The following is a 20,301-nucleotide window of genomic DNA, read 5'->3' on the forward strand; positions in this document are numbered from 1 at the left end:
CCGGCCGCTGCGCGACCAAATCAGCGCCTACACGGAGCTCCTGGTTGCCAGGGAGATGACCGGAGGTCGATTCCACCGAATTAGAAGCTCGACGGCCGCGAAATGCGCCGTGGCGCCCCAAGTTGCGCGATTTTCACACGGCCTGGGCCCTAAGGCGAAGTACGGCGGGATCTGAAATCGTCTGCTTATCGGGGTAGACCGGTGACCGGACAACTGCCAAAGCGTCGCTTTTGACCCATTCTCGGAAGTAGGCCCTAGTCTAGTCCAGCAGCGGCCCGATATGCTTTGATGCGTGGGGCTGGAACTGAGACGCATGGGTGGCCTCATGTACATAGTCATTCGAAAGTACACCAAGGTTCGTTCGGTTGCGGATGCTGCCCGTCGCGCCAAAAGCGGCATCGGTCAGATCCTAAGGGAATCGCACGGTTTCAGATCTTATTATGTACTGGACGGGGGCGAAGGCGTCGGTGTCGCTGTGATGATATTCGAGGACCGCGAAAGCGCCATTGCCGCGAACGATAAAGTACTGAAGTTTGTTCAAGCAAGCCTGCTTGACCTTAATCTTGGAGACCCCGAAATCATCGCCGGGGAAGTTTTGGTTGATATGAATATAGAATCTGATGCGTAATTGTTTGCAAAAAAGGGTACTCATCCGCTACGAGCACAAGCACGGCGTCGAGCGGCGGCCGTAGCGTTCGCCAACAAGAAAAGTCGTGTTCACTTTGACCTTTGCGCGTGAACGCAAGGTCTTCACTCAGAAAACTGTCCAGAGGGGTGCACGCGCGATCTCGCCTATTGGCGGCGGGCTCAATTGGTCAGCGCAACACTCTAATCTTTTAGCAAAGATGGAGTGTGGACATGAAACGGCGAAGTCGCATTTATTACTCGGCAGCCCAGCGATCCGAAATCTGGGATCGCTGGCAGGCCGGCGAGCCGATGAGCTCGATCGGACGCCGATTTGACCGGCAGTCCTCGTCGGTCTTCTCCGTGATCTCGCCGACCGGCGGAATTCGTCCTCCAGATAGGCACCGTGCCAAACAGGCGCTCAGCCTGACTGAACGAGAGGAGATCTCTCGATGGCTCAGCATGCGCTGCTCGTTGCGGTCGATCGCGCGCCACCTGGGACGATCTCCATCAACCGTCAGCCGTGAAGTCCAGCGCAATGGCGGGGGCCAGAGCGCTATCGGGCTGCGGGGTCCGATCAGGCCGCGTGGGATCGGGCGCGGGCGCCCCAAGCTTTGCAAGCTGGCTTGCCGTCCGTTCTTGAGGCGGACAGTATCGACCTTGCTTCAGCGGCAATGGACGATGAACACCGAGATGCCAAGGCCGAGTACTGCTTGTTGGTCTCCCTGAGTGCTTTTTCCAAGGCGTAGCGGCGATGGAGGTTCAGGACGACCTGCTTCCAGTTCTGTTAGCGATCAAATTTTCCAGAACAGCAATCCAAAGTTGGCGAGGCGAGGTCGAGCTCGCATTCTGCTGGGTGCACATGGCGCAACATTTACGAACCCCGCTGAAGCACATCGCCCCGTTCTGCGCGATCGGGAAGAATATCTGCGGCCCGAGCCCTGAGGTACGCCGCTTCGTGTCGTGCGGCAGTAGAAAAGCCGGCTGCTGGCCCATGGCCTCGAGACTTGGCTAGGTTTTACCAAGCAGGCCTTCATCAGCCAGTGGATCAAACTCGACGATGCCATTCGCTATGCGCTCTCGCCCTGTCAGGGGCTCAAGCGCTTCATCGACGACGCCGCAGGCGAAAACTCTCCTCAGGGCGGCCTCCGTTGGCATCAATGAACGCGATACCCTGCTCCTCGCTACGCACTGAGTGCTTCTCAAAGTGTCCTGATCACCCGCATAGCGTCCAAGTACGATTTATGAACGCCCTTCTTGGTTTCGAATGCGAACCCCAGCTCCTCCACCGTTTTCAGGAATCAGCACAATCCCAGCCAGTTCCAGCGCTTGCTGCATCTTGCTCACAGCCTCCTCCGAAACGGCACGACGGTCTCGCTCGAAATCGACCACAGTTGAGAGACCGACTTTCGCGGAAGCCGCCAACTGGGGTTGCGTCATGTCCAACAGGGCCCGGGCAGCGCGGCATTGAGAGGGAGACATGGGTTTCAACATTTTATGTTGACAGTCCTTTTCGGGTGGCTTAATCAACATTTTATGTTGATGACATTCAAGAAAGGAAAGTGCCGTGATTCTTAACCAAAAGCCCCAGAATTTTGCTTCGGAGCGAAAGTCCTTTATCGGCGGATCCGACGCCCGGATCATCATGGGAGACGACCAGGACAGGCTCATCCGGCTATGGCGCGAGAAGCGCGGCGAGCTCGCACCTCAGGACCTAAGCCAAGAACTGATCGTCCAGCTCGGCAGCATCACCGAGGACCTCAACCGGACCTGGTACGAGCGCAACAGCGGCCACAGGGTCGAAGACGTCCAGCGAAAGGTCCGGCACCCCATTCACAAATGGATGGGCGCAACACTTGACGGCCGCGTTGAGCAGACCGGAGCTGTATTCGAAGCCAAGTTCATGCTGCCCTGGAATTTTTCCGAGGAGGCAGCGGCCGGCAAACATATGGCCCAGCTTCAACACAACATGTGGGTGATCGCGGCGCGCTCGGCTGTGCTCTCCATCATCACAGGCGGCGGCAAGTGGGTTGAGATCACGGTCCATGCCGACCCGCTCTATCAGCATCTGCTTTTGACTGCCGAGAAGAAGTTCTGGCGGTGCGTCCAGACCGGCGAGCCACCTCACCTGTTTGGTATCGAGACGCCCCGTCCGCGGCTCGAAGCCAACAAGGTCGTCGATATGGGCTCATCCAACTCCTGGGCTGACCTTGCGGCGACGTACCTCCGCACCCGGGCTGCACACGGAGATCACGAACTCGCAAAGGCTGAACTGAAGAAGCTCGTGCCTGAGGACGCGAAGGAAGCAACCGGCCACGGCCTCAAGGCCAAGCGCTCAAAATCGGGCGCCATTAGCTTCGAAGCCCTTTCCATGGAGGTCGTTCATGCACCGGTCCAGTGAGCGCATTGGAGCAATTGCCGCAGCCCTGGCCAAGGCGCAGGCAGAGCTGACCAATCCTGAGAAAACCCTTACCGCCACGATCCGCTCGCCCTTTCCCAGGGAGGAGGACCGGACCTTCCGGTACGCTTCGCTTGCCAGTGGGCTGGATATCGTCCGCAAGACGCTAAGCCAGCAGGAGATTGCTACGGTGCAGACGACCCGCACTGAGGTCAACACGGGGCAGATCCACCTTACGACCCTCCTTGCTCATTCGTCGGGGGAATGGATCTCATCTGACCTACCGGTCTGCGCCAGTAAGGATGTCGAGGCGCCGCATCGAATGGGGGCGGCACTGACCTATGCTCGACGCTACGCCCTCTTTGCCCTTGTTGGGATTACCGGAGAGGACGACCTGGACGCGCCGGATGTAGTGGCCGGATCTGCACCGAGCCGCGAACCCCAACCGGTCCCTGTCGCGAAAGGAAAGCCCAATAGGGTCATCCTGAACCGCGTCTCGATGCTGCAGCCCGAAGCATCTGCCGAACTTCGAGCACGGCTCCTTCAAGAATTGGAGAGCCTGATGGGCAGCGAGGGCCTGTTGGGCTGGGCGAGGGTCAGTCTACCTCTGAAGAATACCCTCGTGGAGGCGGACGCAAGAATCATCGAAGTCGCCTACCAGAAGAGACTCGACGCGGTCGCCTCCTCGCAAACCGATGCTGTCGCGGAAGCGGTGGCTGCTGATCTGGAGCAGAAGGTAGTCAGCACGCCTCACTTGGCGGCTCGCGCCGATGGCCAGGCGGAGCACGAACATCCCTTCAACACGGGCATAGAGACCGGCGGCGTTGCCTTTCCCAAAGAGCTTCCTCGGAAGAGAAGCAAGGAGCACCTGTTATTCGTCCGGAGCCAGCCCTGTCTTGTTTGCAAGCAAAGCCCCACCGACGCGCACCACCTGAAATTTGCCCAAGCGAGGGCTTTAGGCCGGAAGGTGAGCGACGAGTTCACTGTTCCTCTTTGCCGCCCGCATCATCAGGAGTTGCATCGCCATGGCAATGAAAGGGCTTGGTGGGCCAACGTGCAAATTGCACCTTTGCCCATCGCCAACGAATTGTGGAGGGCAAGTCCTATCCGCGGCATCAATAGCGAGGATGGGTTAGGCGGCGCGACAGCTCACCCTCCACCCAGTTCACACACTCACCCAGTCGTTGGCTCGAGCTCCAAAAATGCGTCGAGTTCCGCAGCGAGCGCGTCCTCCCAGGCAGATGGCACTATGCCGTAAGCAACCTTAAGTCGAGTCAGGTCCAGGTGGGAGTTGGCTGGACGAGTAGCCTTGGTTGGGTAGTCCTTAGTGACGATCGGGACCACCTCGGCTGCCTTCAGGGCCGCGCCCCGGGACCGCAGACCCTCCACAATCGCGCTGGCAAAGCCGTGCCAACTGGTCGAACCGGAATTGGTCAGGTGGATGAGCCCCTTTGCCTGGGCGAAGACCGCGTCCAAGTCTGCCTCGCCTTTCCGCAAGATCTGAACAAGCGTAGACGCAATCGTGTGCGCGGTGGTCGGCGTTCCGAGCTGATCCGAGACCACCCGCAGCGACTCGCGCTCCTTGGCGAGACGGATAATGGTGCGCATGAAATTCGCGCCTTGCGCGGCGTAGACCCAGGCGGTTCGCACCACCAGATGCGCTCCACCTGCGCTGCGAACCGCGGTCTCGCCTGCAAGCTTGCTGCGGCCGTAGACCGAGAGCGGGCCCGTTGGATCGTCCTCGCGCCACAAGCGACCGTCGCTGCCGTCGAACACATAATCCGTCGAGAAATGGACCATCGGCACACCGTGTGCTGCGGCCCAACGGGCGAGAGCGGCCGGCGCGTCACCGTTGATCACGAAGGCGAGTGCAGCCTCGTCTTCGGCCTTGTCGACGGCGGTATAGGCCGCGGGGTTGATGATGAGATCGGGCTTGAACGCATCGAGCTTGCTGGCCAGAGTGTCTGGCTTCGACAAGTCGAACTCCTCAAGCGGCGGCGCAAGGACGGTATGCTGGTCTCGCAGCAGGGGCAGCAGTGCACCACCCACCTGGCCTGCAGTTCCGGTCAAGAGGATCCGCATCAGACTTGCCCGTAAATCGGAAGGTTCTTGACGTCGGCGAGCAGCGGAGCAGCCGCGTCCTTTGCCGAAAGCGATGGGCTTTCGACGCCCCATTTGATCCCGATTGCGGGGTCATTCCAGCGGATGGAGACCTCGTCCTTCGGGCTGTAGATGTCATCGCATTTGTAGAAGAAATCGGCCGTTTCGGAGAGGACGACAAAGCCATGGGCGAAGCCGCGGGGCACCCACAGCTGGCGGTTCTCTTCGCTCAATTCAACGGCAACATGCCGCCCAAAATTCGGGCTGCCGACCCGGACGTCGACCGCGACGTCGAGCACGCTGCCGCGCAGCGCACTGACCAGCTTGCCCTGGGTGCCCGGATTTTGCAGATGCAGCCCACGCAGCACGCCGCGGGCCGAGCGGGACATGTTGTCCTGAACGAAAGGACGATGTATGCCCGCTTCTACGTAACGTTGAAACTGGTAGGTTTCCAAAAAGAAACCCCGCTGGTCCCCGAATAATTTTGGCTCGATAATCAGGACTTCCGGAAGCTCGGTCGCAATAACATTCATATTCAGCGCCTAAATATTCCTGGCGTTCTACGGTTTACCCTAGATTGATAACAAACTTGTGCAGTGCACGCTATCTGCTACTTTCCGAATAGTAAATTTTGTGAGGGGCTATGAAGGGGATCATTCTCGCCGGCGGTACGGGCTCGCGCCTTTATCCGGTGACCACGGTGGTATCGAAGCAGCTGCTGCCGGTGTTCGACAAGCCGATGATCTACTACCCGCTGTCGACGCTGATGTTGGCGGGAATCCGGGACATCCTCATCATCTCGACTCCGCAGGACAAGCCGCTATTCCAGCGGTTGCTTGGCGACGGCTCGGGCATCGGCCTGCGATTTGAGTATGCGACCCAGGAGACCCCGCGTGGGCTCGCGGACGCCTTCATCGTCGGGCGGGAGTTTGTCGGCACCGATTCGGTCGCGCTGATCCTGGGCGACAACATCTTCTACGGCCACGGCCTGCCGAGCATGCTGTCGAGCGCCTCGTTCCGCAAGAAAGGCGCGACGGTGTTTGGCTATGTCGTCAACGAACCCGAGCAATATGGTGTTGTCGAGCTGGACGCGACCGGCCGCGCGCTGTCGATCGAGGAGAAGCCGAAGCAGCCGAAATCCAACGTTGCGGTGACCGGGCTCTATTTCTACGACAACGACGTGCTGGACATCGCCGCCAACGTAAAGCCGTCGGCGCGCGGCGAGATCGAGATCACATCCGTCAACAACGCCTATCTCGAGCGCGGCGACCTTTTTGTCGAGGTGCTTGGCCGCGGTTTTGCATGGCTCGACACCGGCACCCACGCCTCATTGGTGGAGGCCAGCCACTTCGTGCAGATCCTGGAGCAGCGCCAGGGCCTGCGCATCGCCTGCCCCGAGGAGATTGCGCTTCGGCAAGGTTATATTTCGCTGCAGCAATTCGAGATTGTCGCCGAAAAGTCTGCCAAGAGCAGCTATGGCGAATATCTGAAATCGGTGGCGCGCTCCTTCGCGCGCTGATTCATTGGCGGGGGCACGCATGCGCTTCAAGGGTTCCACGATCTTCGTCACCGGCGGCGCCGGCTTCATCGGCTCGGCCGTGGTGCGGCACCTGCTCCGCGATACCCACGCGCGGGTCGTCAACATCGACAAGCTGACCTACGCCGCCAATCTCGACTCGCTGCCGGGCGCGACAGGCAACCCGCACTACACCTTCGAGCAGCAGTGCATCTGCGAGGGGGCAGGCCTGCGAAAGCTGTTCGAGAAGTACCAGCCCGACGCGGTGATGAATCTGGCCGCCGAGAGCCATGTCGACCGCTCGATCGACGGCCCCGGCGAGTTCATCCAGACCAACATCGTCGGCACCTTCACCATCCTCCAGGAGGCGCTGCGCCACTGGCGCTCGCTCGCCGGCGAGAAGCGCGAGCGCTTCCGCTTCCTGCACATCTCGACCGACGAGGTGTTCGGCTCGCTCAGCGACGACGGCCTGTTCACGGAGACCAGCCCTTACGCGCCGAACTCGCCCTATTCGGCGAGCAAGGCTTCGTCCGACCACCTGGTGCGCGCCTGGCGGGAGACCTATGAGCTGCCGACCCTGGTGACCAACTGCTCCAACAATTACGGGCCGTATCACTTCCCGGAGAAGCTGATCCCGCACATGATCATCAAGGGCCTCGCCGGCGAGAAGCTGCCCGTCTATGGCGACGGCAAGAACATCCGCGACTGGCTGTTCGTCGAGGACCACGCCCGCGCCTTGAGCCTGGTGCTGGAGCACGGGCAGCTAGGGGAGACCTACAATGTCGGCGGCCGCAACGAGCGCAGCAACCTGCATGTGGTGGAGACGATCTGCGACCTGCTGGATGACCTCGCCCCGACCGCGGACGGTCCGCACCGCGGCCTGATCTCCTTCGTCACCGATCGCCCCGGCCACGACCGCCGCTACGCCATCGACGCCTCAAAGCTCGAGCGCGAGCTTGGCTGGCGGGCGGAGGAGAACTTCGAGACCGGGATCGAGAAGACGGTGCGCTGGTATACCGAGCAGAAGCCGTGGTGGCAGGCCATCGTGGAGCGGGGGTATCAGGTCACGCGGGTGGGGTTGAGCAAATAACCGGTCTAAAACGCGCCCGCTGGCCGGCGCGTCGCGACATGCCCATCAAAAATCGTGAAAACAACCCCATGCACAGTAGACGACGATCTTGCGAATGGTGCCCGGTGAACTCCGCGATGCGGTTGATGCATCGGGCAAAAATAGCCCCAAGGAGCAATCGCGGCGCGATCCGCGCAAATCGCAGTGATGGGCCGGGAATCCGGACACGTGGGTGGGATTGAAGCAATAGGCGCGGCGCTGATTCCCCGGCCGGGGGGCCGCTCGCGTGTAGGATTGGTGGATTGGACTTTCAATGCGAATTGTAATGATCGGCTCCGGCTACGTCGGTTTGGTGTCCGGCGCCTGCTTTGCGGATTTCGGCCATTTCGTCACGTGCGTGGACAAGGACGCCGACAAGATCGCCGCGCTGAAGCGCTGTGAAATTCCGATCTTCGAGCCCGATCTCGACCAGCTCGTACGCACGGGCATGGACGGCGGCCGGCTCAAGTTCTCGACCGGCCTCGACGACATCGCCGAAGCCGACGCCGTGTTCATCGCAGTGGGGACGCCCTCACGTCGCGGCGATGGCCACGCCGACCTGAGCTATGTGCACGCCGCCTCGCGCGAGATCGCCGCCCATCTCCAGGGCTTTACCGTGATCGTGACCAAGTCAACCGTGCCGGTCGGCACCGGCGACGAGGTCGAGCGGATCATCCGGGAGACCAACCCGGCGGCCGACTTTGCCGTCGCGTCGAACCCCGAATTCCTGCGCGAGGGTGCGGCGATCCGCGACTTCCAGCACCCGGATCGCATCGTCGTCGGCACCGAGGACGAGCGCGCGCAGAAGGTGATGGGCGACGTTTATCGCCCGCTTTACCTCAACCAGGCGCCGATCATGTTCACGAGCCGGCGCACCTCCGAACTGATCAAATATGCCGCCAACGCTTTCCTGGCGACCAAGATCACCTTCATCAACGAGATGGCCGACCTCGCCGAACAGGTCGGCGCCAATGTGCAGGAGATCGCCCGCGGCATCGGGCTCGACAATCGCATCGGCACCAAATTCCTGCACGCCGGCGCGGGCTACGGCGGCTCCTGCTTTCCGAAGGACACGCGCGCGCTGGCCAAGACCGCGCTCGATCATGGCATCCAGCTTCGAATCGTGGAGGCCACGCTGACCGCGAACGACAACCGCAAGCGCGCCATGGCGCGCAAGGTGGCCAACGCGCTCGGGGGCGACCTCCACGGCAAGACGATCGCCGTGCTCGGCCTGACCTTCAAGCCCGACACCGACGACATGCGCGAAGCCGCCTCTATTCCCCTGATCACGGGCCTGCTCGACTTCGGCGCAAAGGTAAAGGCGCATGATCCCGTCGGCATGGAGCAGGCCAAGAAGGAATTAGCGGGTATCGAATATTGCGAGGACCCCTATACGTGCGCGCGTGGCGCGGATGCATTGGTCATCGTGACGGAGTGGCGCCAGTTCCGGGCGCTTGATCTCGAGCGGATTAAGAACAGCATGGCTACGCCTGTGATCGTTGATTTACGAAATATCTATCGGCCGGAAGATGTGCGGGGGCTTGGGTTTAAATATGAGAGCATCGGGCGACGATGAGCTAAAATCCGCGCTACGCCGGGATGAAGCAATGCAACGAGACCCAATTCTGATCACCGGCGCGGCCGGCTTCATCGGCTTTCACGTCGCATAGCGACGCCCAAAAGCTGGAGCGCGAGCTCGGCTGGTGCGCCGAGGAGAATTTCGAGAGCGGCATCGAGAAGACGGCGCGCTGGTATATCGACCAGAAGCCGTGGTGGCAGGCGATCCTGGCGCGGGGGTATCAGGCGAAGCGGGTGGGGCTGAGTAAGTGGCGCAAGTAGTGATAGCGCGCTCGGCTTCTGCTTAAAACACTTTAGCTAATCGACTGCCAAGGCGTTCGGCTGGGGCCAATCGCCATAGAATAGGAAATCGAATGTTGGAAAAACTTCCAAATGCAGCCGAAACGCCTTCTCTTGAGGCATCCCTCGAAAAGGCCACGGACCAGGCCTTTAAGGCGCGCGCCACATTTGAGTATCAGCAGGTCCGAAAATGGGTGGGGAGCCGCGTTAACCTCGACGAAGCGCGCATTCTTGATTTCGGATGCGGTCAAGGCGTGCCGGCAGCTTCGTTCGCTCTCCGACACCCGAAAGCTCGCGTACTTGGAGTCGATATCGAGCCTGTACCGGAGCAACAACTGAGCAACCTTCTCAACAAGCAGATTGGCTGCGGCATTCCTTCCAATGTGAGCTATCGCACCCTGTCCTTGACGGCTCTATCAGATGAGAAGTTCGATCTGATATATGCTTGGTCCGTGTTTGAGCACGTCAAAGAAGACAAGATGATCAAGATCTTTTCCACGCTGAAGAGCCATCTTGCGGAGAGAGGAATACTATTCGTTTGCTGCAATCCCCTCTACTTCTCTCCTCACGGATCCCATCTATACAAGTACTTCAAATCGCCATGGCACCATCTTCTGTTGACGTTGGATGAACTCCGGGAAGGCGTCGTCTCGGGCGACCTTTTGGCATCGGAGACTAGGGAGTGGCAGCAATTTCTCCAACTGAACAGATTGACGGCTCAGGACATCATGGGCAGAGCATCGGGAGCCGGCTTGAAGCGATTGAGACATCATCTAACAAAAACAGATTTATCGCCGCCTCCAAGATTGGCACGTCTGTACGATAATGAGGTCCTGACGACGAAGGAGCTTGTTGCGATCTTTGAATAGCAGCTGCTATCCAGCAACAGGGGCGTCCTGTTCGCCTCTCCTCAGCTGGCCCTGGGATTTAGCCAATTGATGCCGTTTCTCGAAACGCCCAACATTCGCGTTGACCGGGTCGATAGCTACGGCTCAGAAATTGTCTTGGTATCTTTCGCTGAGCGAAAGACGCACACGGCCGATCTCGCCGAAAAGGGCTGGGGCCAAGATTTCGCGTCTTTTCATAGAATAGACGGGTTCTATATCAAGTCCGCTGGAAATCACTGGTATCAATATCCCGAAATGAAAGGAGCTATGGCAGCAATTCGGGAAGCGGCCGGAAGCCAACACCTCGTCACCTATGGATGTAGCATGGGAGCTTACGCCGCGATCAAGTTTGCTGGTGCGCTTGGCGCAAAACGAGCGGTCGCGGTGTCGCCGCTGTTTACGCCCGATCCTTCTAAGCCTCCATATGAGCAGCGATGGAAGGTTGACGCGAGTCGGACAGCGTTTATCGATGATGAAATGGATGGCACGCCAGAAGTGCACGTTTTCATCCTTAGCGATCCGACGCACCCCGACGCCAGACACACCAAGCTTCTTCGACGCACCTTTCCCAGGACGACGGTAGTTCCTCTACCTTTTGCTTCCCATCCCGTCGGGCCGTTTTTGCGGGAGGCCGAATTACTTACCGAATTCACGCTGAGACTACTCTACGGCAACTTTGACAATCGCGTCTTTTGCGATGCTCGACGCGCTAGGCGCTCAAGGTCTCAGATTTACCTAGAGAGAAGGAAGGAACTCCTGGCTGGACGCTAAGAGTTAATGCCTTCAAATGAAAGATCGAGCCCACATCGAAATTGCCGAGGTAAACACGTTTCACCAACGACCGCAGCTCGTCTAACTTGATTCGCTAACCCAGAACAATTGCACGAGATAGAGTGACAGGAGTGCATCAGCGCCCAACGCTATCCAATGTTCGGCCGTAAAGTATGTTATCGATGTAGATTGTTTGGGTAGTCGGTTGTCGACGTCGATAGACTCCTATGTCGAAACCTATGCTCGGTCTGACCTCACCGCGCTCCGTCACTGAAGCTGGATCAGGTACAAATCCCCAACATCCACTCCAGTTAACGGCTTGGGCCCCGTCCACCCAAGCGGCAATCTTGCCAGACGCTCCATCTCCACACGGGGAAGGCTTTAGATTCAACGTGAAGTGAACCCATTGCTCGCGAACGAGTTGGATGATGCCGATTCGCAAGTGCTTACCGAAGGCGCGAGCCTCGGTCTCGTTGTTCGCAATCGCAAATTCCATCGTCACGAACTGATCGTTGGTCTGCTCAGGAACAACTCGAATGACAAAGGGCGGATGGCCTGCACAACACTGGAATGCCTGAAAGTGGATCACCCAATAGAGCGGCTTCTGATAGTTTCTATCGAGCATCATGTCGAAACTGATGAACCGCTCATTGTCCAACCCGTCCACAGTCGTCCGCTGTTCGGATTGGTGAGGTACTGCGTCGAGGAAAATCTTATCCTTTACATTCTGATCGAGGTCTGAGGTTAGCGAGATTGCGAGAGACCTATCGCCGATAGACGCGCGTTTTCCCGGAGGTACCCGCTCATCTAACCATACGTTGAATCTCGATCCTATATCAACTGTGAACGGGTAAGATCCGAAGTTATGAGACCCACCTATCCTGAAATAGAACGGCTTAGACATATCTCGGGTTGAGAATTTCGAGGTATCAATTTGATTGGCAAACGAGAAACGCAGGGACGAAATCAAGCCTGAACGCTGTGCATCTGCGTCTTGCCCATTTGCCGCGACGAACGATACGCCAAGCAGAAGAACTGAAAAGAAGCCCCGCATGATGACTTGCAGCGGTGCGATTAGATGTGGAGTAGATATCATGACTGTTTCACGCAAAGCCCGAAATGCCGTGGCACAAACTAGTCAATTTACGTCCATGAAGAAAGTCCGTGAAGGAAGACAGGAGAAATAGGAGTCGCATGCCTAGTAGGGATCTCTTGGTATGGATCTCTTGCCGACAGAATAGGCAGCGGTTCAACTGAGTCCGTTCTAACCGAGAGAAACCTTCGCTGCACCGAGTTCAATTAAGGTTACCTCGCCTGAGGAGTTGTTCATCAGCTCCGTTTCAAGCTAGTTACTTCCGTAAGTGATCTAGGAACAATGCATGTCATTCTTCAAGAAAGGAAAGCGGCGACCAAGTTTTGCGCCGCCGATTGAGCCGCCAAGAAAGGAACAGACCATTATGGCAAGCCCATCCGACTTCGAAATGCCGAGCGCAGTACTGGCAGCCGCAGTGGTCGCTAAGAGCGAACTGAAGGGCGAAGAACTGCAGCGTTATGCAATCAGCGTCCAGCGCGCTTATGCAAAGCAAATGTTGGCGGCTCGCGAACGAGAGGATGCGGCTAGAAAGCAGTAGACCTGAGAGTTAGTGGCGCGGCCGGCTCCGAAGATGGAGCCGACGTCGTTGCAGCCACTCATATCGACGTCCGATCGTCGCTGGTAGGGTTGTCAAAGATAGCACAAAAGTGGGGGCAATGGCGAAACCTAGCCATCTCTGAGCTCACTTTGAGGGGGGTCTCTGCAACCTGCAATAAGCTTGAGCCCTATTTTCATCTGGGGTATGTGATAGGCGGGATGACCGAGCTGCTTCGGTTACGATGTCCCACGAGGTTGGCATGGTGGAGCTGTTATTTAGCTCTGAGGAGCTAGATGTTTCCTTTCTTCCCGGAGCAAGCGACTTTCTATTAGTGACGTTTTCTGCGTTAGATTTCAGCACAAAGACGGACGCTTTCTGGGGAAGGTATTTTGCAGAAAAGAACGGAATTTCTGCGCTAGGCTTTGTTGCAAAAAAAAACAATTGGTATCCACGACGCTTCGTCGAGGAAGGACTGAAGTCCGTGATGCCAAGAATCCGACATATGCCGAGGCGCATCACCTATGGATCTTCCATGGGAGCTTATGGCGCAGTGAAGTATAGCAAGGTACTCGGTGCGACGGCATGTGCTGCTTTCAGTCCGCAATTTTCAATCGACCCTGCGGACGGAATCACTCGAAGTAGCTACACTAGCTATTTTCGGCCAGAGCTCCATGACGGAATGGCGATCAGGGGCCAAGACGTTAGCGCAAACTGCTACATTTTTTACGATCAGACTGATGACTTCGATAGAGGCAACGCTGAATACATATCGAAAGTTGCGCCGGGTACTAGGTTAGTCCGGATACGAAACGTTGGTCACGAAGTGATCAAGGTTTTGGGCAATGCACCGAACACAATAAAGCTACTCAAATTTTGCCTCGAAGCAAGAGACGACGAGATCCATAGCTTGATGCGGACGTTAAGGGCTCGCTCACCAGCGCGCTATTCGGGGGTTGCGACCGCACTGGCTTTGCGCAACCGAAAGTTAGCTGGTAAGATATTCGACAAGTACCAAGATCGGTTTGATCAAAAACAGCGGGCAATCTATTTCGACGTTATGGCCGAAGCTTGTGCGCTTTCCCAAGAGTTTGAGTTGGCTCGCGCATATATAGTCAAGGCGCTCGAGATCTTGCCAGGGAGAATCCCGTTCCTAATGCGAGTTCGCCAAATTGACGAACTCGCCCGAAAAGGATGAATTGTCATTAGGCAGGAATTCGTTCAAGGCAAAAGCTGAAGTAGGTGTCGGGATCGATCGAGATATGCCTGTAGCGCCACCTCCTCTCCCTACAAAAAGCTGCTGTGGCTTGGATTACACCGTAGACGTGAGGCACAACTACATTGCCCGCACTGAAATCGTGTCCCGCGATTACTCCATGTTCACTCGACTTCAGGGCGGATATGTCCAGCTCCCGAACGGTGAGATCATAAGCGTGCGTTGTATCGAGATAGATGAAGTCAAAACAGCCATCGGGAAAAGAAGCTAGGACGTCTGACGAAAACCCGCGGCGAAGCTCTATAGCCCCCTCTCTAATCTGCTGCGCAAACTTCTGCTCGACTAACCGCAGACCGTCCGCAAAGCGCTGGTCTTGCCATGCGTCAATGAGGTACAATTTACTTGGCTTAAGACGCTTCAATATCTCTTCGCTGAAATCGCCAGAAGCGACTCCGACTTCGACCGCAACGCCACCTTTCGGCAGAGTGTCGAGCATGTCTTCCCTCGTGGGTACCACGCGGCATGCTTCGGTATGGATGAGCTCAAGCGGAGATCCCTTGATCCGGTCGAATTCCGCTTGGCGCCGAGCCTTGGCAGCCTCCATTTTTTCCTCGATCGAGCACATCGCGAACGCAACCTCCTACGAGGAGTTCGAAGTTAGATTTTCTCGAATGCGATAACCGGGGCAAACGAGTACTCAACTGCCTTACTAGAAAATTGGATGTCAGGTAACGCCTTGAAGCCCGACTTCTCCATCTTTTCGAGTAAGAGGTACTTCCATTCCTTGAACAATTGGGAATCCGTTTCCGCAATTTGAACGAGAGCCGTTCCTCCTTTCACCATCAAACGATTCAGCTCCTTTACAATCAGTGACAGCTGGTCTCGGTCTGATTGCCCCAATCGGACAAGTGATAAGTGGAATGTTCCCGGCCGATTGGGAAGACGGCCTTTAGACCGGAGCTCGGAGATCAAACTTTCGATCGTCAGGCGCGGTCCCTGAAATTGCCGCGCCCACTCTTTCTCAAGTCCGCCAGTCAATCCAGCGGCGAGAGCCGGTAGGCGCCGATACATCAGGATGCCATCACTCAACCATCTGTAAACCGAGCGATCTTCGGGCAAGGCCTCGCAGGACGGACACTTCGCCCCTTCTGCGAAGGCAGGCCCATGCCAGTCACAGAGATTGCAATGCTTCAACTTTCCGTTGGCTACTGCATCATACCGCTCGAGCTCGTCAGGAAGCACCGGATGAGCCACCACCAACGACTCGTCGAACCTCTGCGAAAGTGTGGGACGGCTCTTGTTAAAGAGCGCGAGCATGCCTGGCACATTTGCAAGTTTCCAGCCCTTGCTCTCGGCATAATAGCTGTATTCTACATCCGTATAGCTGTGCGGCACGTCGGCGCTGAATCCTCCAATCTCGGCAACCATCTTGCGCCTCATGCCGAACAAACCGCCTTGGACGTGACCGAAAATCCGCGCGGGGTTCTTGGTCGCGAAGTCCTTGTTCCGGAACTTGTCAAACAGTTCGATGCCGGTCGGATATTGTGAACCGTACAGATAGGTCGGCGAATAACCAATCGTACCGACCAGGCCGACATCCGGCTGCTCTTCCAAGGCATGCACGATTGGGATCTCCCACCCGCGCGTAAAGCTAACGCCTTCCCTGCCGCAGACATAAACGGCATAATCGCCGTCGCCTTGCGCCAGAGCAGCATTTGTGCCGGGGCCAACCATGGCATTGACGTTATTGTGGATGACAGTGACGCGGTCGTGCTCTCGCCAGAGGCTATCCAGATACTCCGCAACAGGCTCGCGCCTGCTTTGGTTGTCACAGACGATCAAGTGATACGGGAGCGAAGTGTTTTCCACTATCCTCCGAACGACCATTTTCAATTCGTCAAGGTTGTTCCAAGCCACGATCACTAGATCGACGGTCTGATTCCGCCAAACTCGCATCAGCACTCGTGTGAGCCGGGCAACATCGTGTCGCTCCCGCGCGCGGGCGGCGGCCGCCCTGATGATCGCGCGCACCTTCAAGGTGGGCATACCGTAGAATCGGCGAATAGCTTCGGCCAGCGCCTCCGGCGTCGGCTCGGCCACTATTCCTGTGACCTCATCAACAACTAGATCCGGTATCCCGGCGACGTTGGTCGTGAGCACCGGCACGCCTGCCGCCATGCTCTCGACTACCGAGGTCGGAATCCCGTCCATGTCACCGTTCTCGGTTCGCACCGACGGTGCCGCAAACAGATCCGCGGTCTTCATCGTCTCGATGACCTGGTCCTGCGTCAACTGGCCTTTGATCTCGACATTGGTGGCGCCCGTCTCTGCAATGAGGCGGCGGTACTCATCCTCCATATCTCCGTAGCCATAGAGCTCCACCTTCACCCCAAGATCCGCAACCAATGGCGCCGCGCGGATGAGAAGATCGAGCCCCTTCTTTTTCACGAACCGATGGACTGCGACAATCTTCTTTGTTGTCCTGTTCTGCCTCTCTTCATCGTAGGCGGCTGAGAAGCGCCTCGTGTCGACGGCATTCGGGTTGATGATGACCTTTCCACGCGGGAATCCCCGCTCGACCACGTAGTTCAGATGGAACCTGGACAGCGTGAACAGCGCACGACACCACCTGGATGCCCCAATCTCCGCGAGACGATTTTTCTTATCATTGTCGTGACGGAATATGTCCTGGGCATGCGCAATGAACGTGAACGGGATTTCCGCCTCTTCACACGCCGGCCAAACCATGTCCGTCACAACGGGATAGACGAAGTGGGCATGAACAATTGTCCGCCCTGTTTCCTTCAGCCGCTTCGCGAGTTGTTTGGGTGAATCGACTCGTTCAAACGTAATGGGAAAGGATGGCTTGAAGTCCTTCCAGGGTATTTGACGGCAAAAGACAAGAACATCCGCTCCGGAGGCGACGAGCGCCTCCAATTCGTTCAAAACAAACGTTTCGGATGGCACAGGAAAATGCCAACAGAAGTACGCAATCCGCGGTCGATCCTCCCGCACTTTGAGTGTTGGATTGCGTGCCGGTCGTACGACAGGACTGGCCGAACTGATCCGTACGTCCTTGGGCGGGAGGATATGGGAGTAGGCTTCAGCAACTCGCTTCCGGTAGCTTGGAAGGCCAAATCTGGAAACGGCTATTCTTCTGCCACGCTCTCCGAACTGCTTTATCGCTTCTGGCTGATCGCAGAGATGTTCAATAAACGGTAGCGCATCCTCCACCTTCTTGAAGGGCACGAGATAACCGCTCTTCTTGTGCTCCACCAGTTCCGGAAGCGCTCCCCATCGGTAAGCGATGACGGGCCGCCTTGCGGCCATTGCTTCCAACACAGTCCGGCCGAACGATTCAGCAAAATGCGAGAAGTTTAGAACAACGTTGACCTGCTCAACTGCCTGCCTTGGGCTCGCTGCATAACCGGCAAACACAACATTGTCAGGTACACCCCCAACCTTCTGCTCTTCCTTGAGCTGTTTGACCAAATCCGTATCTGGGCCGATGATGACAAACTTTGCATTCTTGACGCGTCCGGACGCCAATCGAGCTAATTCGATAACGTCCGAAATTCCCTTCTTTGGCACGTTGCTGCTGATTAGACCAAACTTGATCTCGTCCTTTGGCGAGTTCGGAATGTCCATCGCATCGACGTCGATCGTGTTCGGGATCGTAAAGGTCCGCCGGTCCTTCGCAAATGCCTCCGCTGTCACCTCGGAGTTTCCGATCACCCAGTCTGCTCTGTTCTTGGTCTGATTGATGATCTCCTCGGATGATTCGCCAATCAACTCTTGAAGCGCTTGATCATGCTGGATGAGTTCCCTCACGTGCACGATCCCTGGAACACCACATTTCCTGGCGGCCTGTAAGGCCTCTCGGAGCATTATCGTATTCACGTGGACGACATCGATTTTGTCGGTCTTGATGAGATGCTCGAACGCCTGGGTCGACCGATCCGATGCCGCCTGTCCTTTTCTCCACCACTGGTAATCCACGATGTACGCACGGTGGCAGAGGGGCCGGATCGCGTTCGTGTAATCGGGAACATTCCTCGGGAGCACCACGAAGAGGTTGGCTGGAATCTGGCCGATTGCATCCACCATGTCGAGGAAGCTGCGCTCACTTCCGAATAAGTGCTCGCCGGCAACGTGTGCCACCAAAAGAACGTTGGGGCACCCATCGCGATACGCCACTTTTCCCGGGTATTGACGTGAAATGAGCGGCTTTTCAGATGACGTTGCTATCGACTTGCCCTTGGACGCTGGGGGAGCATCCTTCGGGACTTTTAGCTCCTTGAAATAGGCGACGATTGCTTCCGAAGATAGCTGCCGAAAGCCGCCATTTAGGGCATCGATCACACCTGAACTCGGCTGCGGGCTTGAATTCCCTACCTTCGTCAAATCCGAGTAGAGCACCGCGCTGAAGCAGGGATGAGGGTCATGCGACTTCTCGGATCCCTCGTGCAGATAATGGAGCAGCGCGGATGTATCACCGTGCCCTTCCAGATATTTCTCGCGATAGAACCCGGGATCAAAGAAGAGCGAAGGCCGGGTCCCCGATTGCTCTCCCTTGAATAAATAATGAAGCAGTAGATCAACATCCGCGGGATCCAGATCTGGTGACTGGTCAAGATAATACTGGATGTCGAACAGGGGATGCGGGCTGATGCCATGCGCAGCACCAAAGATTGCAAAATGCAGATAGGGCTCGATTTCAACCGACTCGCCGAAATGCGACCTATAATGATCCACGTCGAAGAGCGGAGAAAACGCGAACTTTCCCTCCCGCCATCCCTTCGTGACGTAATGTAGCAGCGCCAGCGCGGTGTGGCCATCTGGGACGCTTGCTGTGCGTGAGTATTTGATGGGATCGAATAAAGGATGCGGGCTAGGCGGCGATGGCCCAACTTGCAGAAATTGCCCCAACCAAGTCTGCCCGTCATCGGGCTCGGGGACCAGTTTCGAATAGTGCTCCGTCGAAAAAAGAGGATGAGGATCCTTTCGCTCGCTTGATCCTACTTCAATGTAATGGCTCAACGGTTCAACACCGTCCATCGCGAGCCGCTGGTTGCGCATCAGGTAAAACGGAACAGAGAACAGCGGCTGTGGGCTTTTACCCTGCCGCCAGCCTTCCGTCACGTAATGCGCGACAAGATTCGTGCGAGCAGGAAAAGGAGATTCAAATTGTAAAGCATAGAATACAGGATCAAAGAGGCCGCTTTCGGCGATCAATCCTATCTGTTTCGATATTTTCCTCTTGGATGGATCACCAGCTTTGATCAGATCCGGGTTCAGGAATCGCTCTTCCTCTCGATATAGCTCCAGCTCATCCCTCAGCGCGTACTGGAGTACTGGAAGACCCCTTTGCACCTTTGCCTCCAGCCACCGGCTCTTCTCTGAAAGAAAGCCGATGAACTTCGAAGCGGCATCAATCTGCTGACTGCGATGCTCACGTTCCTGCTCAAGCTCACGAGTTAGCTTGGCGAGCTTTTCATTGAAAGCAAGCTCCTTAGTCGCGAACTCTCGCTCCAAATTGGCTGCGCGGGCGGCGGATTGCCTCTGTTCGTTCTGCAACCGCTCGAATCTCAACAAGATGAGATCGTATTGAGCTAGCATCGACGCTTCGCGGTCCAGAATGCTCTCGATCGACAATTGCGAGTAACTGGATCGAGCACTTCCATCCGTGCCAAGCCCACCAGCATCTTTTTGAATGCTTACTTTCTTGATATCAACTGGCGCGGTCGCGTCTGTTGTACTTGCGGTCGATGATCCCTTCCCAATCGCCATGCAAGCAGCAAGCCCATCCACAACTCTCTCGTGATCGCGTTTTAGTTCCTGCAGCCTGCTGATCAACGCCGGACTGGGTTTCGGCTTGGCCGATGCGACAAGCTCAAATAGCGACTTCAGTGAAACAAGTACGTCGGAGCACTCGCGTCGAATGGACGCAAGCATCGCCTCGATCCTCGCAACGAGCTTGGGATCGGCGACGGGATCTGTGCTCAACTGCGCGGCAACGTCCTGCAGCCGCGGCCTTAGCTCTGAAATTCGAATTTGGAGCTTGCTGATGCTCGACTCGAACTTGGTCATCTGATTCATTTTCAATCCACATACAGCGCGTCAGTTAGTGCTTCGTGGCGTAGCTCTCACATCTACACGTCCCGTTACATAATAGCGTGGTGCCACTACGAGGCCA

The 20,301-nt window shown here is 56.9% G+C and carries 17 protein-coding genes and 1 pseudogene; 12 read left to right on the forward strand and 6 right to left on the reverse strand.

What is annotated here, in order from left to right; translation table 11 throughout:
- Positions 1 to 325 precede the first annotated feature (325 nt).
- Positions 326 to 628: a hypothetical protein gene (locus IVB18_RS38700; RefSeq protein WP_247991833.1), complete on the forward strand. Its 303-nt coding sequence runs from the start codon at positions 326 to 328 to the stop codon at positions 626 to 628.
- Positions 629 to 936: 308 nt separating this feature from the next.
- Complete coding sequence (locus IVB18_RS51750) at positions 937 to 1,353, forward strand: helix-turn-helix domain-containing protein (protein WP_256477123.1); 417 nt, start codon at positions 937 to 939, stop codon at positions 1,351 to 1,353.
- 513 nt (positions 1,354 to 1,866) lie between these two features.
- Here IVB18_RS51750 and IVB18_RS38710 read toward each other — a convergent pair.
- Positions 1,867 to 2,271 (reverse strand): helix-turn-helix transcriptional regulator, encoded by a 405-nt coding sequence (locus IVB18_RS38710; protein ID WP_247985494.1) that lies wholly within the window; start codon positions 2,269 to 2,271, stop codon positions 1,867 to 1,869.
- Between IVB18_RS38710 and IVB18_RS38715 the strand changes: the two genes are divergently transcribed.
- Positions 2,195 to 3,025, forward strand: coding sequence for a YqaJ viral recombinase family protein (locus tag IVB18_RS38715; protein ID WP_247991835.1), 831 nt, complete (start codon positions 2,195 to 2,197; stop codon positions 3,023 to 3,025). The genes IVB18_RS38710 and IVB18_RS38715 overlap by 77 nt on opposite strands.
- Positions 3,009 to 4,280: an ERF family protein gene (locus IVB18_RS38720; protein WP_247985495.1), complete on the forward strand. Its 1,272-nt coding sequence runs from the start codon at positions 3,009 to 3,011 to the stop codon at positions 4,278 to 4,280. Before IVB18_RS38715 ends, IVB18_RS38720 begins: the two co-directional genes overlap by 17 nt.
- Here the strand turns inward: IVB18_RS38720 and rfbD are convergent.
- Positions 4,196 to 5,104 carry a dTDP-4-dehydrorhamnose reductase gene (gene rfbD, locus IVB18_RS38725; protein ID WP_247985496.1) on the reverse strand — a complete coding sequence of 303 codons (909 nt, stop codon included), beginning with the start codon at positions 5,102 to 5,104 and terminating at the stop codon, positions 4,196 to 4,198. The two genes, IVB18_RS38720 and rfbD, sit on opposite strands and share 85 nt — an antisense overlap.
- Positions 5,104 to 5,655 (reverse strand): dTDP-4-dehydrorhamnose 3,5-epimerase, encoded by a 552-nt coding sequence (gene rfbC, locus IVB18_RS38730; protein ID WP_247985497.1) that lies wholly within the window; start codon positions 5,653 to 5,655, stop codon positions 5,104 to 5,106. The genes rfbD and rfbC overlap by 1 nt, the downstream gene beginning before the upstream one ends.
- A 110-nt stretch (positions 5,656 to 5,765) precedes the next feature.
- Between rfbC and rfbA the strand changes: the two genes are divergently transcribed.
- The 6 genes and pseudogenes from rfbA (at position 5,766) to IVB18_RS38760 (ending at position 11,261) form a co-directional block, all read left to right on the forward strand.
- On the forward strand, positions 5,766 to 6,641 hold the full coding sequence (rfbA, locus tag IVB18_RS38735; RefSeq protein ID WP_247985498.1) for a glucose-1-phosphate thymidylyltransferase RfbA: 876 nt from the start codon (positions 5,766 to 5,768) through the stop codon (positions 6,639 to 6,641).
- Positions 6,642 to 6,660: 19 nt separating this feature from the next.
- Positions 6,661 to 7,728 carry a dTDP-glucose 4,6-dehydratase gene (gene rfbB / locus IVB18_RS38740; protein WP_247985499.1) on the forward strand — a complete coding sequence of 356 codons (1,068 nt, stop codon included), beginning with the start codon at positions 6,661 to 6,663 and terminating at the stop codon, positions 7,726 to 7,728.
- A gap of 292 nt (positions 7,729 to 8,020) precedes the next feature.
- Positions 8,021 to 9,322: a UDP-glucose/GDP-mannose dehydrogenase family protein gene (locus IVB18_RS38745; protein WP_247985500.1), complete on the forward strand. Its 1,302-nt coding sequence runs from the start codon at positions 8,021 to 8,023 to the stop codon at positions 9,320 to 9,322.
- A 95-nt stretch (positions 9,323 to 9,417) separates the two neighbouring features.
- Positions 9,418 to 9,585 (forward strand): annotated as a pseudogene (locus IVB18_RS38750) (dTDP-glucose 4,6-dehydratase); the annotation flags it as partial.
- A gap of 92 nt (positions 9,586 to 9,677) precedes the next feature.
- Entirely contained in the window at positions 9,678 to 10,472 is a 795-nt protein-coding gene (locus IVB18_RS38755; protein ID WP_247985501.1) for a class I SAM-dependent methyltransferase, read from the forward strand.
- Positions 10,473 to 10,541: 69 nt separating this feature from the next.
- A complete protein-coding gene (locus IVB18_RS38760) occupies positions 10,542 to 11,261 on the forward strand; it encodes a hypothetical protein (protein WP_247985502.1) in 720 nt (239 codons plus the stop codon).
- Positions 11,262 to 11,397: 136 nt separating this feature from the next.
- On the opposite strand, the gene IVB18_RS38765 is transcribed toward IVB18_RS38760, so the two are convergent.
- Complete coding sequence (locus IVB18_RS38765; RefSeq protein WP_247985503.1) at positions 11,398 to 12,357, reverse strand: heparin lyase I family protein; 960 nt, start codon at positions 12,355 to 12,357, stop codon at positions 11,398 to 11,400.
- A gap of 283 nt (positions 12,358 to 12,640) precedes the next feature.
- Here IVB18_RS38765 and IVB18_RS38770 point away from each other — a divergent pair, with 283 nt between their 5' ends.
- Together IVB18_RS38770 and IVB18_RS38775 are read left to right on the forward strand one after the other, a co-directional pair.
- A complete protein-coding gene (locus IVB18_RS38770) occupies positions 12,641 to 12,892 on the forward strand; it encodes a hypothetical protein (protein ID WP_247985504.1) in 252 nt (83 codons plus the stop codon).
- A 259-nt stretch (positions 12,893 to 13,151) separates the two neighbouring features.
- Positions 13,152 to 14,087 (forward strand): hypothetical protein, encoded by a 936-nt coding sequence (locus IVB18_RS38775; protein WP_247985505.1) that lies wholly within the window; start codon positions 13,152 to 13,154, stop codon positions 14,085 to 14,087.
- A 7-nt stretch (positions 14,088 to 14,094) separates the two neighbouring features.
- On the opposite strand, the gene IVB18_RS38780 is transcribed toward IVB18_RS38775, so the two are convergent.
- Both IVB18_RS38780 and IVB18_RS38785 read right to left on the reverse strand, forming a co-directional pair.
- Positions 14,095 to 14,730, reverse strand: coding sequence for a class I SAM-dependent methyltransferase (locus tag IVB18_RS38780; RefSeq protein ID WP_247985506.1), 636 nt, complete (start codon positions 14,728 to 14,730; stop codon positions 14,095 to 14,097).
- A 32-nt stretch (positions 14,731 to 14,762) separates the two neighbouring features.
- Positions 14,763 to 20,204, reverse strand: coding sequence for a glycosyltransferase (locus IVB18_RS38785; protein WP_247985507.1), 5,442 nt, complete (start codon positions 20,202 to 20,204; stop codon positions 14,763 to 14,765).
- Positions 20,205 to 20,301: the final 97 nt, after the last annotated feature.

This window comes from Bradyrhizobium sp. 186 (assembly GCF_023101685.1).
Classification (GTDB): Bacteria; Pseudomonadota; Alphaproteobacteria; order Rhizobiales; family Xanthobacteraceae; genus Bradyrhizobium.

Coding starts and splice junctions, on each gene's coding strand:
- IVB18_RS38745 (WP_247985500.1), top strand. CDS start 8,021: ATGCGAATTGTAATGATCGGCTCCGGCTACGTCGGTTTGGTGTCCGGC.
- rfbA (WP_247985498.1), top strand. CDS start 5,766: ATGAAGGGGATCATTCTCGCCGGCGGTACGGGCTCGCGCCTTTATCCG.
- IVB18_RS38760 (WP_247985502.1), top strand. CDS start 10,542: ATGCCGTTTCTCGAAACGCCCAACATTCGCGTTGACCGGGTCGATAGC.
- IVB18_RS38755 (WP_247985501.1), top strand. CDS start 9,678: ATGTTGGAAAAACTTCCAAATGCAGCCGAAACGCCTTCTCTTGAGGCA.
- rfbC (WP_247985497.1), bottom strand. CDS start 5,655: ATGAATGTTATTGCGACCGAGCTTCCGGAAGTCCTGATTATCGAGCCA.
- IVB18_RS38780 (WP_247985506.1), bottom strand. CDS start 14,730: ATGTGCTCGATCGAGGAAAAAATGGAGGCTGCCAAGGCTCGGCGCCAA.
- IVB18_RS51750 (WP_256477123.1), top strand. CDS start 937: ATGAGCTCGATCGGACGCCGATTTGACCGGCAGTCCTCGTCGGTCTTC.
- IVB18_RS38775 (WP_247985505.1), top strand. CDS start 13,152: ATGGTGGAGCTGTTATTTAGCTCTGAGGAGCTAGATGTTTCCTTTCTT.
- rfbB (WP_247985499.1), top strand. CDS start 6,661: ATGCGCTTCAAGGGTTCCACGATCTTCGTCACCGGCGGCGCCGGCTTC.
- IVB18_RS38765 (WP_247985503.1), bottom strand. CDS start 12,357: ATGATATCTACTCCACATCTAATCGCACCGCTGCAAGTCATCATGCGG.
- rfbD (WP_247985496.1), bottom strand. CDS start 5,104: ATGCGGATCCTCTTGACCGGAACTGCAGGCCAGGTGGGTGGTGCACTG.
- IVB18_RS38710 (WP_247985494.1), bottom strand. CDS start 2,271: ATGATGATCCGGGCGTCGGATCCGCCGATAAAGGACTTTCGCTCCGAA.
- IVB18_RS38720 (WP_247985495.1), top strand. CDS start 3,009: ATGCACCGGTCCAGTGAGCGCATTGGAGCAATTGCCGCAGCCCTGGCC.
- IVB18_RS38770 (WP_247985504.1), top strand. CDS start 12,641: ATGTCATTCTTCAAGAAAGGAAAGCGGCGACCAAGTTTTGCGCCGCCG.
- IVB18_RS38700 (WP_247991833.1), top strand. CDS start 326: ATGTACATAGTCATTCGAAAGTACACCAAGGTTCGTTCGGTTGCGGAT.
- IVB18_RS38785 (WP_247985507.1), bottom strand. CDS start 20,204: ATGAATCAGATGACCAAGTTCGAGTCGAGCATCAGCAAGCTCCAAATT.